Annotated in this window: 14 protein-coding genes; 7 read left to right on the plus strand and 7 right to left on the minus strand. The window is 58.8% G+C overall.

The window, feature by feature from the left end:
* Positions 1–13 precede the first annotated feature (13 nt).
* Together ACNAZS_RS09725 and ACNAZS_RS09730 are read left to right on the plus strand one after the other, a co-directional pair.
* Positions 14–865 carry an urea carboxylase-associated family protein gene (locus ACNAZS_RS09725; RefSeq protein WP_415788640.1) on the plus strand — a complete coding sequence of 284 codons (852 nt, stop codon included), beginning with the start codon at positions 14–16 and terminating at the stop codon, positions 863–865.
* Between the two features lie 3 nt (positions 866–868).
* Complete coding sequence (locus ACNAZS_RS09730) at positions 869–1537, plus strand: GntR family transcriptional regulator (RefSeq protein WP_415788892.1); 669 nt, start codon at positions 869–871, stop codon at positions 1535–1537.
* A 91-nt stretch (positions 1538–1628) separates the two neighbouring features.
* On the opposite strand, the gene ACNAZS_RS09735 is transcribed toward ACNAZS_RS09730, so the two are convergent.
* The 5 genes from ACNAZS_RS09735 to ACNAZS_RS09755 are packed head-to-tail and all read right to left on the minus strand — an operon-like array spanning position 1629 to position 5140.
* The gene (locus ACNAZS_RS09735; protein ID WP_415788642.1) at positions 1629–2354 is read right to left on the minus strand and encodes an amino acid ABC transporter ATP-binding protein; all 726 of its coding nucleotides are present in this window, start codon (positions 2352–2354) and stop codon (positions 1629–1631) included.
* Between the two features lie 3 nt (positions 2355–2357).
* A complete protein-coding gene (locus ACNAZS_RS09740) occupies positions 2358–3044 on the minus strand; it encodes an amino acid ABC transporter permease (RefSeq protein WP_415788644.1) in 687 nt (228 codons plus the stop codon).
* Positions 3037–3801, minus strand: coding sequence for an amino acid ABC transporter permease (locus tag ACNAZS_RS09745; protein ID WP_415788646.1), 765 nt, complete (start codon positions 3799–3801; stop codon positions 3037–3039). The genes ACNAZS_RS09740 and ACNAZS_RS09745 overlap by 8 nt, the downstream gene beginning before the upstream one ends.
* A gap of 50 nt (positions 3802–3851) precedes the next feature.
* On the minus strand, positions 3852–4742 hold the full coding sequence (locus ACNAZS_RS09750; protein ID WP_415788648.1) for a dihydrodipicolinate synthase family protein: 891 nt from the start codon (positions 4740–4742) through the stop codon (positions 3852–3854).
* Positions 4739–5140, minus strand: coding sequence for a RidA family protein (locus tag ACNAZS_RS09755; protein WP_415788894.1), 402 nt, complete (start codon positions 5138–5140; stop codon positions 4739–4741). The genes ACNAZS_RS09750 and ACNAZS_RS09755 overlap by 4 nt, the downstream gene beginning before the upstream one ends.
* A 129-nt stretch (positions 5141–5269) precedes the next feature.
* On the opposite strand from ACNAZS_RS09755, the gene ACNAZS_RS09760 reads away from it, so the two are divergent.
* The 5 genes from ACNAZS_RS09760 (at position 5270) to ACNAZS_RS09780 (ending at position 11347) form a co-directional block, all read left to right on the plus strand.
* Entirely contained in the window at positions 5270–6682 is a 1413-nt protein-coding gene (locus ACNAZS_RS09760; protein WP_415788650.1) for an aminotransferase-like domain-containing protein, read from the plus strand.
* Between the two features lie 125 nt (positions 6683–6807).
* Positions 6808–7707 (plus strand): amino acid ABC transporter substrate-binding protein, encoded by a 900-nt coding sequence (locus ACNAZS_RS09765; protein ID WP_415788652.1) that lies wholly within the window; start codon positions 6808–6810, stop codon positions 7705–7707.
* Between the two features lie 13 nt (positions 7708–7720).
* Positions 7721–8710 (plus strand): D-cysteine desulfhydrase family protein, encoded by a 990-nt coding sequence (locus ACNAZS_RS09770; protein ID WP_415788654.1) that lies wholly within the window; start codon positions 7721–7723, stop codon positions 8708–8710.
* Between the two features lie 27 nt (positions 8711–8737).
* Positions 8738–9715, plus strand: a complete 978-nt coding sequence (locus ACNAZS_RS09775; protein WP_415788656.1) for a Bug family tripartite tricarboxylate transporter substrate binding protein — start codon at positions 8738–8740, stop codon at positions 9713–9715.
* Positions 9716–9757: 42 nt separating this feature from the next.
* Positions 9758–11347 carry an N-acyl-D-amino-acid deacylase family protein gene (locus ACNAZS_RS09780; protein ID WP_415788658.1) on the plus strand — a complete coding sequence of 530 codons (1590 nt, stop codon included), beginning with the start codon at positions 9758–9760 and terminating at the stop codon, positions 11345–11347.
* A gap of 40 nt (positions 11348–11387) precedes the next feature.
* Here the strand turns inward: ACNAZS_RS09780 and ACNAZS_RS09785 are convergent, their stop codons facing one another.
* Entirely contained in the window at positions 11388–12314 is a 927-nt protein-coding gene (locus ACNAZS_RS09785) for an SMP-30/gluconolactonase/LRE family protein (RefSeq protein WP_415788660.1), read from the minus strand.
* A 13-nt stretch (positions 12315–12327) separates the two neighbouring features.
* Positions 12328–13617: an MFS transporter gene (locus ACNAZS_RS09790; RefSeq protein ID WP_415788662.1), complete on the minus strand. Its 1290-nt coding sequence runs from the start codon at positions 13615–13617 to the stop codon at positions 12328–12330.
* Positions 13618–13769 lie beyond the last annotated feature (152 nt).

Consider the following 13769-nt stretch of genomic DNA (forward strand, 5'->3'; position numbering starts at 1 on the left):
CAAAGGACTGGAAATGGGTAATTATCCTGCCGCTTATCAGGCTGGCGAAGGTTCCACGCTGGACGTGGACAGGGCGTTTTACAATCGTGTCGTGCGCGACAAAAGCGCGCGCAAATTGGTTGACTCGTTCACGGTACCCATACGCAGCGGCAGGGCATGGGAAGTCCCGAAGGGCCATTTGTTTCGCATCGTCACCATCGAGGGCCCGCAAGTGGCTGACCTGAATATCTGGAACCGACACGACCCGCGCGAGCGCATGTGGGCCTCGCGCACGCGCCAGTTGCAAAGCGCGCACGTTAGTACCCACGATCGGCTCTGGTCCAACCTGCCGTTCCTGCGGCCGCTGGTCACGATCACCGACGACTCGCTGGCCGATTATGGTACTGACAGCGACGGTGGCCGCGTTCATGACCTGTTGGGTACGCGTTGTGACCCCTATGTCAATAAATTGCTGACAGGGGAGGACTTTCATTTTCATTGTCATTCGAATCTGACACGTGCCGTGATTCCCTACGGACTGACGGAATTCGACGTGCACGACGTGCTCAATGTCTTCCAGTGCACCGGCCTGAACGACAATGATCAGTATTTCATGAAAGCCTGCCCGGCCCAGAAGGGTGATTATCTGGAGTTCTTCGCTGAAATCGACCTGCTGTGCGCGCTGTCCACCTGCCCAGGAGGCGATTTGTCGGTACCCTTATGGGGCCCGGATGCTCGGGACCCCATCGATGTCTGTAGGCCGCTCGGCGTGGAGGTGTACGAGTTGGACGCCTCTGTGCTGGGGGGATGGGAGTCGCCCCAGGTTTCTGGATACAAGGGGCATCATGGCATGCACCCGGGGCGCGTGAAGTGGGAGGCACAGTAATTGATGAAGGCTGATGCGGCTAATCTGTCGGTTGTGGATCTAATCGGGAACCGGTTGCGAGAAGACATCATCAGCGGCCGGCTGGCATCTGGCGAGCAGTTGATTGAAGTCGATATCGCCGACGCATACTCAGCATCACGCAACAGCATCCGGGAAGTGTTGCACCTGCTGGTACGAGACGGTCTGGCCACGGCGATCCGGCATCGTGGCGTTTTCGTGCGGACCTTCTGCGAGGGGGATCTGCAGGATATCTATACGGCGCGACGCATCGTACAGCTTTCCGCCATACGCAGCGGCCCGGCATACGGACCCGTCTTGCTGGATAAGCTGGGCGGCATCATCGCGCAGGCGCGGCAGGCCATCGAGCAGGGTAGGTGGCAGGACGTTGGCACGCTTAGCCTGGCCTTCCATCAGGCGCTTGTGTCGGTATTGGGCAGTTGCTTGATTGACGAGTTTTTCCTGAACATCTGCGCCCAGCTGCGGCTGATATTCACGACGGGCCCCGATGAGCGCATTGTGCAGAAGCCCATGTGGGTCGAGTGGGAGGCGCGCATATATGCATGCCTGCTCAAAGGCAACTACGCCGAGGCAGAGTCGGAGCTGACCGCATACCTGGCCGAGTCGCAACTGGCGCTGAGCAGAATCGTGCGGCGGTATGAGGAAGCGCCTTAGCCCCAATACACTTCACTTAGATGCCTGGCGTTCCCTGTCACTACGTCTGTATCTGCGCAATGTGAAGAGGTGGGGCGATCGATTGCTGAAGCTAATGAATAATCTTGCCAAGAAATTCCTGCGCTCGTAATGAGCGCGGCTCATTAAAAAATGCGATCTTGTCGCGGTCCTCGACGATTGCGCCGGCATCCATGAAAATAACTCGATCGGCCACTTTTTTTGCAAAACTCATTTCGTGCGTCACCACCATCATGGTCATGCCATCCCGTGCCAACCCGACCATGACGTCAAGCACCTCGTTGATCATCTCCGGATCGAGAGCAGACGTCGGCTCGTCGAACAGCATCGCAATGGGGTCCATCGCCAGAGCCCGTGCGATCGCGATTCGTTGTTGCTGTCCGCCCGAAAGCTGGTTCGGAAACTTCGCGGCGTGACCGGCTAAGCCCACGCGATCCAGATACGTAGTGGCTTTCTTGGTGGCAGATTCGCGGTCGCGTTTGAGCACTTTCATCTGGCCGAGAAGCATATTCTCAAGGACGCTCAGGTGAGGAAACAGCTCGAAACCCTGGAACACCATTCCGATGCGGGCGCGCAGGCTCGGAAGGTTGGTGCCTTTTGCCGTAACCGAAACGCCATCGATCACGATGCTGCCCTGATCAATAGGTTCCAGCCCATTGACCGTCTTGATCAATGTCGACTTGCCCGACCCCGAAGGCCCACACACGACCACCACTTCGCCTTTCTGGACCGTGGCGCTGCATTGGCTCAGTACCTGGAAATTACCGTACCACTTGGAAATATTATTGATCTCAATCATGTTCTAGGCGCTCTGGAATCGACGCATGCGTCTGACAAGGGATGAAAGGGTGAAGCAGATGCCGAAATAGACGACGGCCACGAAAAGGTACATCTCCAGGAGCCGCCCGTCGCGTTGAGCGATCACGGCAGCGGCACCGACGAAATCGGTGATCGAGACGACGTACACAAGAGAGACTTCCTGAAAAAGAATGATGGACTGCGTCAGCAACAAGGGCAGCATATTTTTTACCGCCTGCGGCAATATGACGTACGCCATGGACATGCGATAGTTCATGCCCAGAGCCTGGGCGGCATGTATCTGCCCTCGGGGCACGCTCAGGATGCCGGCGCGCATGATTTCACAGTAATACGCAGCCTCAAACATAATGAAAGTGACGAGCGCCGAACCGAATGCTCCGACTTCGATAGGCGTGTCCGATCGCATGATCCAGCCTCCGATGTATGGCACCAGGAAGAAGAACCAGAAAATGACAAGTACCAACGGGATAGAGCGGATGAAGTTGACATAAGCGCCAGCAACCAGGCGCAAGACGGCTGAGTGCGATAGTCGCATGAGCGCTAACATCGTTCCCACGATCAATCCACCAACCATTGCCAGAAGCGTTAGTTTGATCGTGAAGACCATGCCCACGCCGAACAAGAACGGCAGGGCTTGGCCGATCACGCCAAAATCGAAGGACTCAAGCATGATGTGCCGCCTGCCGTTTACGTTGCAACCGGCCTCTGAAAGACCGATCAGGCATGACGGCCGACTCAATCAGCCGGATGGCTCCTACCGCCGACAGATTCACTACCAGGTAGATTAGCGTCGCGGCGGTAAAGGCCTCGAACACCTGATAAGAGAATTCCTGCATGGATCGCGCGCTGGCGGTGAGTTCGACCAAGCCAATAGTCAATGCCACCGATGTGTTTTTCATGTTGTTCAAGAATTCGTTTGTCAGCGGCAGTAGCATTCGCCGCCCGGCGACCGGCAAGAGTACATAGCGGTAAATCTGCCTCCCACGCAACCCCAGGGCTTTGGCCGCGGCGCGCTGGCCCCGGGGCAGCGAGTCGATACCTGCGGACACTTGGACTGCAATCCGGGCCGAAGTGAAGAAACCAAGGCAGATGACCGCCGCGACCAACGGTCCGTTCGACAAGGTCTTCAGCCAGTGGCCTGTCGAGCCAGGTAGAAGCTCAGGCACCACGAAATACCAGATGAACATCTGGACCAACAGCGGAATATTGCGGAATAGTTCTATATAGGCGAACGCCATCCGGCGGGCCACTTTTGATTCCGTCGTTTTCAGTACGCCAACGACTACACCGAGGACCACCGCGATTGACCATGCCAGTAGTGCGGTAGTGAGGGTCCAGCCCAGTCCCGACAGAAGGCTATCCATGTAGGTGCCGGTTCCATCGGGTGCTGGATCGGCAAAGATTTTCCAGTTCCAGTGGTAGTTCATAGTTTGTCTCTTTTTTATTACGCCGGTTGGTCTTTGCCGCTGGGAAGGGATCAGTCGATCTGCACGTTCGCCAGTCCGCTATGCAATTGGGCACGTTGCTCCAAGTTCAAGGGGAGTAATGGCTGTTTCATCGTTGCCCAGCTCTCGTCGCCGCGCCTCCAGGCCAACGCAGCTTTGACCGCCGGTACCAGCGGGGCATTGGTCAAGACCTTGCGTACGTTGACCATTACCCCATAGACGTCTGCAGGGGTGCGTGCTCCAGATTGATAGGTTGAGCAGGCCAAATGCGGAAACACGTTGACGGACGCCGATATACAGCCGGCGAACTTTTTCTGCGACGCATCCCGCAGCGTCGCTTCGTCACTTGGGAAGACGGCAAGCGCGCTGAAGTTGGCGGCAATCGCCTCGGCATACGGCAAGTCTCCCGAGCTGTCCTTGATACCCGCCAGCAGCCCACCAAGGTTGCGCGTTAACCGTTCGACAACATCAAGCGAGTACTGCAGCCCGGTGAGTTGCGGAATGTTGTACAGATAAAGCCTGGTGTCTTTGATGCTCGCCAGATCGGCCAATTTCTCGACGTATTGCGCCAGCGCCTGGTCGCCGATGTTGGTGTAGTAGAAGGGCGGTAACAGCAGGGCACCTGCATAGCCCATGACGTCGGCGGCACCGGTCAACGCCACTGCGTCAGCCAGGGCGGTGGCACCCGTTCCTACCATCATCCGCGGCGCGAAACCCGCGACGGCCACTGCCTCCATCACCTGCAAACGTGTGGCGCGGTCGAAAGAGGTCGCCTCGCCGGTCGTGCCGAGCAGGTTCACGCCGTGGCAACCGGCGTCGAACAAATCGCCAATGAATGCCACCAGCTTTGCTGTATCCGGCTGGCCATCGGCACTCAGGGGGGTAGGGACCGCAGGGATCACGCCATGAAGGATCGGACTCATACGACCACCTCGCGCGCGTCGGCCAACTCTGGGATATAGGCCACGACATCGATCTCGACCAGCACGCCGTTCAGCTCGCTGCCCACGGTTGTGCGTGCCGGCATGAACGCCGGGAAGTGTTCCGAGTAAATCTTGTTGAAGCGGCGGGCGTCAGCCAGATCGGACAGGAAAACGCCGACCTTGACCACGTGCTCCAAGCCTCCGCCCGCAGCTTCTAGAGTCAAGCGTACGTTTTCCAATGTGACTGACGTTTGTTCTTCAATGGTTTTGCCGACGATTACTCGATCGGCGTCGCGTGGCGTCTGGCCTGATACAAAAACAAAGTCGCCCGCGCGGACGGCGTGCGAATAATGACCGCCCCGCCCCTTGTCTCGCTCCCTGTGTATCATCTCCGGCATGTTGTTTCCCTGTAAAATAGATTGAATCCGTTTTGTAGCGATACAAAATTGATTGTGTCGATTATCGACAGGTACATTCGTGTCTGTCAAGCGTTGCGCTGAATGCTTTAACACCAAAGAAGGCGATACATGCAAATTTCAACTGGCTGGGTTCCGGATCTGTCGACAACGAAGGGGCCGATGTACCAGCGAATCGCTCAAGCCCTGACCCGCGACATCCAGAGCGGCAAACTCAAGCCCGGCGACCAGTTGCCTCCAAACCGAGAACTCTCGGCCCTGCTCGGCGTGACCGTCGGCACGGTGTCCCGCGCCTTTGGAGAAGTCGTGCGAGCAAGGCTCATCGAAACCGGTGCACGCCGGGGAACACGCGTGAAGGATCCCGACGAAGCAGATTCCACCGACGCGATGCCAATCACGCCGCAGGCGCGGCATCGGATGACGGATTTGCGCGGTCATCAAGCGGTATCGAAAAACTGGGGCCTGGAGATCGGGCAAACCCTCGCGTTGCTGCACCAATCCCCGTCTTTTAGTGAACTGTTGCGCTACGACGACCCCGCCGGACGCGCGCCCCATCGGCAAGCGGGCGCGCTGTGGCTCAGCCGTAACGCCGACACCTCGGTAGACCCTTCGCGTGTAATCGTTACAGATGGCGCGCAGCATGCCCTACTCTGCGGGTTGATGGCGTGTACCAAGGCGGGCGATAGCATCGCGACGGAGCGATTCACCTATACCGGCCTGAAAACGGTGGCTCCGCTACTCGGATTGAAGCTGGTGCCGGTCGATATCGACGAGCACGGCATGCTGCCTGCCTCGCTGCAGGAAGCGATCTCCAGGCATTCTGTCCAGGCCATTGTTTGCGTGCCGAGTATCCACAATCCTACGACTGCGACCATGCCACTGGATCGGCGCCGGGAAATCGCCAGCCTTGCAAAACAGGCGGATGTCCATCTGTTGGAAGACGATGTGTACGGCTGCCTCTCTGAAACGCCATTACCTACCTTGGCATCCCTGGTACCAGAACGAGTCATCCGGATCACCAGCTTCTCTAAAACCCTTGGGCCTGGCCTGCGTGTCGGTTTCATGGAGACTCCGTCTCAACTGACCGCGGCCGTGACCGCGGCGGTACGTGCCACCACCTGGATGGCTTCGCCGGTTTCAGCCGAGGTGGCGGCCCAATTGATCACCTCGGGGCACGCAGAGCGCGTACTGGAGGAAAGCCGGGTCGAACTCCAGGCCCGAAACGAGGCGCTTCGACAAGCTCTCGCCGGGTTCGACCTGCGCACGAGTGCCTTCAGCCCGCACGCTTGGCTGAGGCTTCCCGAGCCCTGGACCGCCAGTAATTTCTGTCGATGGGCGGAAACCGTCGGCTATCAAGTTTCGCCCTCGGAAGCATTCGCCACACACCGAGCCGACTCTGACAAAGCCGTGCGCATCAGCGTAAGCGCGGCGCAGGATGTCGTCGAACTGCAAGAATTTGGATTGCTTGCCGCGCGCACTCTTGCGCAAGAGCCGCAAATTTCCAGCGACGAGATGTTCCCCTAGATCGGGATCACATTCCCCTATTGACTCTCTTAATGTATCGATCAATAATTTGAATAACAAATTTTGTTTCGGTACAAAATTGTCCGTAACGCCACTCCTAGGCTGCGGCACATATGGAGAGCATCTTGAAAACACCTATCCTAGTTGCAGCCCTCACGTTGTTCGCGTGTGCTTGCGCCGCCGCTCAACCGTCCAATACGCTCACCAAGATCAAAGAAAAAAACGAGATCGCGCTAGGCGTGAAGGAGACGGCTCTGCCGTTCTCGTATCTCATCGATTCGCATCAAGTGGCCGGTTACTCGGTGGATGTCTGTCTCAAGGTCGTGGAAAGCCTGAAGACGACCCTAGGCTTGCCCAACCTCAAGGTGAAGATGGTGCAGGTGGCGTCGTCCAACCGTATTCCCTTGATGGCCAACGGCACTATCGATCTTGAATGCGGCACGACATCGAACACCATCGAGCGCCAGAAACAGGTGGCGTTTTCCTCGACCATCTTTGTGTCCAGCACCCGATTTGTGTCGAAGAAGAGCGCAGGCCTGAATGACCTGAGTGCATTGGCCAACAAGGCGGTCGTTGCGACTGCGGGCTCGTCAAACATACGCCAAATCACTGCACTGAACGCCACGCGCCAGTACGCGATGCGCATCGCGCCAGTACGCGATTTTGCGGAAGGCTTCCTGATGATGGAAACCGACCGAGCCGCCGCGTTCTTCCTCGATGACATTACGCTGTCCGGCCTGGTGGCCAACTCAAAGACACCTGATGCGTTTGTGATTTCCAAGGAGCCGTTGTCGGTTGAGCCCTATGCCTTGATGATGCGAAAGGATGACCCCGCCTTCAAGGCGCAGGTGGACGACGCGCTCCGGACCATCTTTGCTGACGGCACGATCAAGGACATTTACGCCAAATGGTTCGAGTCGGCGATTCCACCCAAAGGCGTCAATCTGCATGTACCCATGAGTCCGGCGCTACAGCGTGTCATTGCTCACCCCACCGATAGCGCCCAGCCGGCTGCGTACCAGTAAAGAGAGGTGCCCGATGGAACGGAATACACTTCCCACAATCCGCTTCACCAACCACGCCACGGCCCTTGAGCCACTCGCGCGCCTTTCCGCCCATCTGGGCGGCCCCACAATCTTAATCAAACGGGATGACCTGACTGGCCTGGCTGGCGGTGGCAACAAGGCGCGCAAACTGGAGTATCTGGTCGCCGACGCTATGGCCAAGGGCGCCGATACGCTGATCGGTACGGGTGCGACCCAGTCGAACCATGCCCGGCAAACCGCAGCGGCGGCGGCGCAGATGGGATTGGGCTGCGTATTGCTGCTCGAACGCCGTCTGGAAAACCAACCCAGCGAATACTACCGCTCAGGCAATGCGCTGTTGAATCGTGTCCTGGGAGCGCGGCTCTGCGAAGAGCTTCCCGCGGGCGCCGACATAGCCACCGCGGTCGCCTCGCTGGAAACGCAATTGATCCGGGAAGGGCTTAAGCCCTATGTCGTTGCCGGGGGCGGATCGAATCCACTGGGCGCGATGGGATACGTGGACTGCGCCAAGGAAATCACCACCCAAGCTTGCGAACTGGGCATTGAGGTCGACTACATCGTGCACGCAGCCGGAAGCGGAGGCACGCAAGCAGGCCTGGTTGCCGCGCTTTGCCGCGACAAGCGGACGTGTGTACGAGGCTACAGCGTGCGGTTCGACTCGCGGAGCATGGTCAAAATCGTTCAAAGCATCGCGGGCGGAGCGGCAAGTCTCATGGACATGGCGCCCGTGCCCGTCGATCGGATCGAGGTCGATGACTCTCATATTGGTGAGGGATACGGAATTGCGACAGTCGAGGCGATTGATGCGATCAAGCTTGTGGGACGGTTGGAGGGCATTCTGCTGGATCCGGTATACACCGGCAAGGCCATGGCGGGCCTGATCGCCGACATCAGGTCCGGTAGGTTTTCGCCTCACCACAACGTTGTTTTTCTTCATACCGGCGGCTCGGTAGCTCTGTCCGCTTACGCCTCCGTGCTCTAACTCGTTCGCTTTTATATTGGAAGAACTATGACTCTCAAGGTCCGCATACTTTTCGGCTTCCTGAATCTGGCGCTCGGCATATCGTGTAGCTATGCCGCCGATCTTGCCTGGCCGACGAAAACGGTCACGATTGTGCTGCCGTCGACTCCTGGCGCAGCATCCGACGTATTGACGCGCGCAGTGGCCGCTGAGCTCGCGAAGATCACTGGCCAATCCTTCATTATCGACAATAAGCCCGGTGCGGCCGGCGCCATCGCGCTTTCTAACTTGAAGCAGTCCGCCCCCGACGGCTACACGCTAAGCTACGGAAACATCAACAACCTGGCGGTTAATCCGGCGCTGTTCAAGCAACTCGCCTACGACGCGAATCGAGACTTCGTCCCGATCGGCCCGATGTTCACCGTACCCAACCTGTTGGTGGTGCGCGCGGATTCCCCGTACAAAACAGTCGCCGACCTGATCGCCGCCGCCAAAAAGGCACCGGGCGAAATGACATGGGCGGCCTCCAATCTCGGAAGCAGCGGCCATATGGGCGGCGAGCTTTTCAAAAAACTCAGCAACATTGAAACTCAGTTCATTCCGTACAAGGGTGATCCGCAAACGCTCACGGACCTCGTCGGCGGACGGCTTACCTATACGTTTACCAATGCTACGGTGGCATACCCGATGGTCGAGGGCGGCAAACTCCGTGCATTGGCCATTACCACCAGCCAGCGCGCCGCGATGGCACCCTCGATACCCACCCTGGCCGAAAGCGGTCTCCCTGGTTATGAAAGTGGCGCCTGGGGTGGACTCATCGCGCCGGCCGGCACACCCAAGGCTCTCGTCATGAAAATGAGTGAAGTGCTGAACACCGCGATGCGTTCGCCGGCCCTTCAAGCAACGCTTGAGCAGTCTTTCGCCACCGCCACTCCTGGTACCCAACAAGAGTTCAGCTCCTATATCGGAGAGGAGCAGCGGAAATGGGCACAGATAATCGACAGCTCCGGACTCGAGAAACAGTAAGCTGGGATAGCTCCTCCAACGACCTCATCGGATCCCTACGCTATGCACGACTTCATTTTTAGCAACGGTTCGGTCATCGACGGCAGCGGCAGCCCGCGTTTCGCCGCCGATGTCGCCTTGAAGGGCGGTCACATTTCCGCGATCGGTGATTTGGCAGACGAGGCAGCCGTGAGGCGAATCGACTGCAGCGGACTGGTCGTCGCGCCCGGATTCATCGACTGCCACTGCCACTCCGAGCTATCCCTGATCGCCAACCCTGGCGCAGAAAGCAAAGTACGCCAAGGCGTGACGACGGAGATACTGGGTAACTGCGGATGGTCCACCTTTCCGCTGAATGGTGCCAATGCCGCGACGTTTCGTGAACAGGCTACGCCTATCTTCGGTCATGCTGGTATTGAATGGGATTGGAACGACCTTGATGGCTATTTCACGCGGCTGTTCGATCACGGAACCGCTGTCAACGTCGCTACCCTGGCAGGCCACGGCGCATTACGCGCCGCAGTCATGGGGCTTGACGCCAGAGCGCCCACCGCAGCTGAACTCGCATCGATGAAGGCTCTACTGCATCGTGCGATGCAACAAGGTGCTCTCGGTTTGTCCTCGGGGCTCTGTTATGTGCCAGGGGTCTACGCAGAGCCGACCGAACTAGTAGAACTAGCGAGTATCGCCAGCACCTATGGCGGTCTGTATGCCACACACATGCGAGATCAAGTCGACGGCCTTCTCCAATCCGTCGAAGAATCACTGGATGTCGCTCATCGCGCTGACGTGCCATTGCTGATTTCCCATCATAAGACCTGCGGCCACAGAAACTTCGGAAAGGCTCGCTTGTCGTTGGCCATGCTGGATGAGGCGCGGCAGCACGGCATCGCAACCTATTCCGATATGTACCCGTACTTGGCCGGCAGCACGACGCTGTCCATGCTATTTCCACCCTGGGTGATGGAAGGGGGCCGAGACGCCATGATGCAGCGCCTGGCATCGGACGAATGCCGTGCACGTATCAGGCATGACTGGGCGCACGGAATCCCGGGCTGGGAAAACCGTATAGCAGCGCTGGGCTGGCAAAACATTTCCATTTCCTATCTCAAACATGTCGAACGTCAACACTGGGTCGGCTTGACCGTGCTTGAAGCTGCTCGGCATGCAGGCCAGGACGTCAATGATTTTGTCTTCGATCTGATGCTCTCGGAACAAGGAGAGGTGGGTCAGATCATGCAGAACTCGTGTGAAGAGGATCTCCAGTCGGTCCTCACTCATGCGCACAGCATGATCGGTAGCGACGGCTTGGACGTAGGGGACCATCCTCACCCACGGCAATACGGAACATTTCCCAAAGTCCTTGGCGAACTCGTACGCGACAAGGGCTGGATGACGCTTGAAGAAGGCATATTCAAGATGACAGGAGCCACTGCAAGCGCATTCAAGCTCGGCGACGTGGGGCTGATCAAACGAGGGTATAGAGCCGACGTCACCGTGTTTGATCCCGCCGGCATACAAGCCAATGCCACTTATCAGCAGCCGCGACAGTACGCGAGCGGAATCAAATGGGTATTCGTTAATGGTTGGCCGACATTAGCAGACGGAACAGCGACCGGCGAGCTTGCCGGTCGAGCGATTCGCCGATGCTGAACTATGGTGCTATTAGAGCGGATGGTGCTGGGGGCGGAATTCAGACGGGCTGCGGCAGGAACATCGGCTTGCCGGCCACATCCAGTTCGGCGGCCAGGATGGTCGCCGAACTGGACTCTGTGATGTAGAGTGTTTTGCCCTGCGGGCCGCCAAAGGCCATATTGGTCGTGTGTCGATGTTCTGGCGATACGATGCGCACGGTGGGCTCCCCGTATTTGTCCACGCCCCACACGGAGCCCATGCCTACGTGGGCAATGTATAGCCCGCCCTTTTCATCCATGGCCAGCCCGTCGGGCCCGCCGCCGCCCGACAGCTGGACGAACGTTCCCACTTTACCGACGCTGCCGTCGCGCATCAACGGAACCCTCCATACCGCATTCGCGCGTGTGACGGCCAGGTAGACCGCGGTTTCCTCGAGGTCCATCACTAGGCCGTTCGGGCTGGGGATGTTGTCCAGCAGGCATTGCAGATCGCCCTGCGCGTTGAGCCTGAAGAGGCGCCCAGTGGGATCCTGCCAGCCCGTCAGACCTTGATCGGTGAAGTAGAGGTCGCCGTTAGCGGAAAAGAACAGATCGTTCACGCCTTTAAAGCGTTCGGCGCGATAGCGTTCCAGCACAGGCGTGACCCGCCCGGTGTCCAGGTCGAGCTGCATGATGCCGTGCTTGTAGTCGGCGATGAAGGCGCGGCCGTCGCGATGGAACTTCAAACCATTGGGCCAGCCGTCATACTGGGCCACCGTATCGAAGCCGCCGTTCGCATCGATGCGCAGGATCCGGCCGTTGATGATGTCCACGCAATACAGTTGGCCATCCGGCCCGAACGAAGGACCCTCTAGCAGCGACCGGTCGGGATTACCTAGCGGCTGGCCCGCTACCCAGTCGTTGAGGCTGCCTTTCTGCCATTTCAAGTGCTCGGGCAGACGGGCGTGGACTTTGGCTATGTGTTTCTCGGGAGGGGCATAGAACATGGCGTTTCCGAAGTCAGACGTGAACGGGTTGGGCCGACGGCTGTGCCTCAATCGGGCGGCGGGTCAGCGTGAAGGAGATGACGGCGCCGCATAGCAGGAGTATGCCGGCGATGATGAATGCCCAGGAATACGAGCCGCTGGCGGCGATCACGTAGCCGGTGACAATGGGTGCCAGCACGCCGAACAAGTTGCCGCCCACGACGGTCACGCTAGTGGCTGTTCCCGCATCGGCGGACGACCGCAGCAGGTCGTTGGTCAGCGCCAGATTGAGCGAGATGGCCGTGGAGATCCCGGTCAGCGACACGGTGAAGAGCAACAGGATCAGCCAAGTCTGCTCGATGAGCGGCGTAAGCAGGATGACCGAAGACAGCAGCAGCATGGCGATGATCATACCGCGGCGTTTGCCCTCGCTGGCCTGGGCACCGCCGAGCAGGCGGTCGCTGACGCGGCCCAGCATTATGCCCAGTACTACCGCGCCCAGGTAGGGCAGTGCCGTGTAGGCACCCGTGTGCAGGATGTCCAGGTTCTTGGTGGTAGCCAGGTAGCCAGGCAGCCAGGTCAGGAACAGATACTGGGTGTAGACGCCGCAACCCTGCGTCAACGCAACGCCCCACATGCTGGTGGATTTCAGCAGTTGCAGCAGCGGTGTGCGTGCCACGGGCGCACCGGTGGACTCGGAATCGCGCGTGCGCAGGATCATGTCCTGCTCGTCTTGCCCGAGGAAGCGCGCCTCTTCGGGGCGGCGGTAATAAGGAATGGCGAACACCAGCCAGAGTGCGCCGGTGGCGCCCGCGACGGCGAAGGCGACGCGCCAGCCGAAGGTGCCCACCAGCACGCCCATGAAGATCGCGCCCAGCGCCGGGCCCGCATAGGCGCCGCTGTTGAACACCGCGGTGGCGAAGCCACGCTCGTGTGCGGGTGCCCATTCTCGGATGGTGCGGGCCGCGGCCGGATAGCTGGTGGATTCGCCGGCGCCCATGACCAGGCGGGTCATGACTAGCGTGGCGAAGCTGCCCGCCATGCTGGTGACCACAGTGGCCAGCGACCACAGGCCCAGGCCACCCAAGGCCGTGGTGCGCGAGCCGGCTTTGTCACTCATCATACCGGCGGGAATCAGGCACAAGATGTAAGTCCAGAGAAAGCAGGAGAACAGGTAGCCCATCTGTACCGGCGAGATACCGAACTCTTCGGCGATCGGCTTGGCAGCCACCGACAGCGCGACACGGTCCATATAGTTGATCATCGCCATGGTGAACAGCAATACGTAGATCACCATGCGCCGGTTGCCGGCGGATGTTTTCATTGTCTCTCTCCGTTATGGATTGGGTGGCCGCAAATGACCGTCCCTCGTGGATCTCAAAAATTCTACTGACGGACGTTTACCGAAGGAAATGAAATAACCTGGATACACTGTCCCGAAAATCAGATAACTGAATGACCTGCGGCCCACTCTGT

This window comes from Bordetella tumulicola (assembly GCF_965138755.1).
GTDB classification, from domain to species: domain Bacteria; phylum Pseudomonadota; class Gammaproteobacteria; order Burkholderiales; family Burkholderiaceae_B; genus Bordetella_A; species Bordetella_A tumulicola.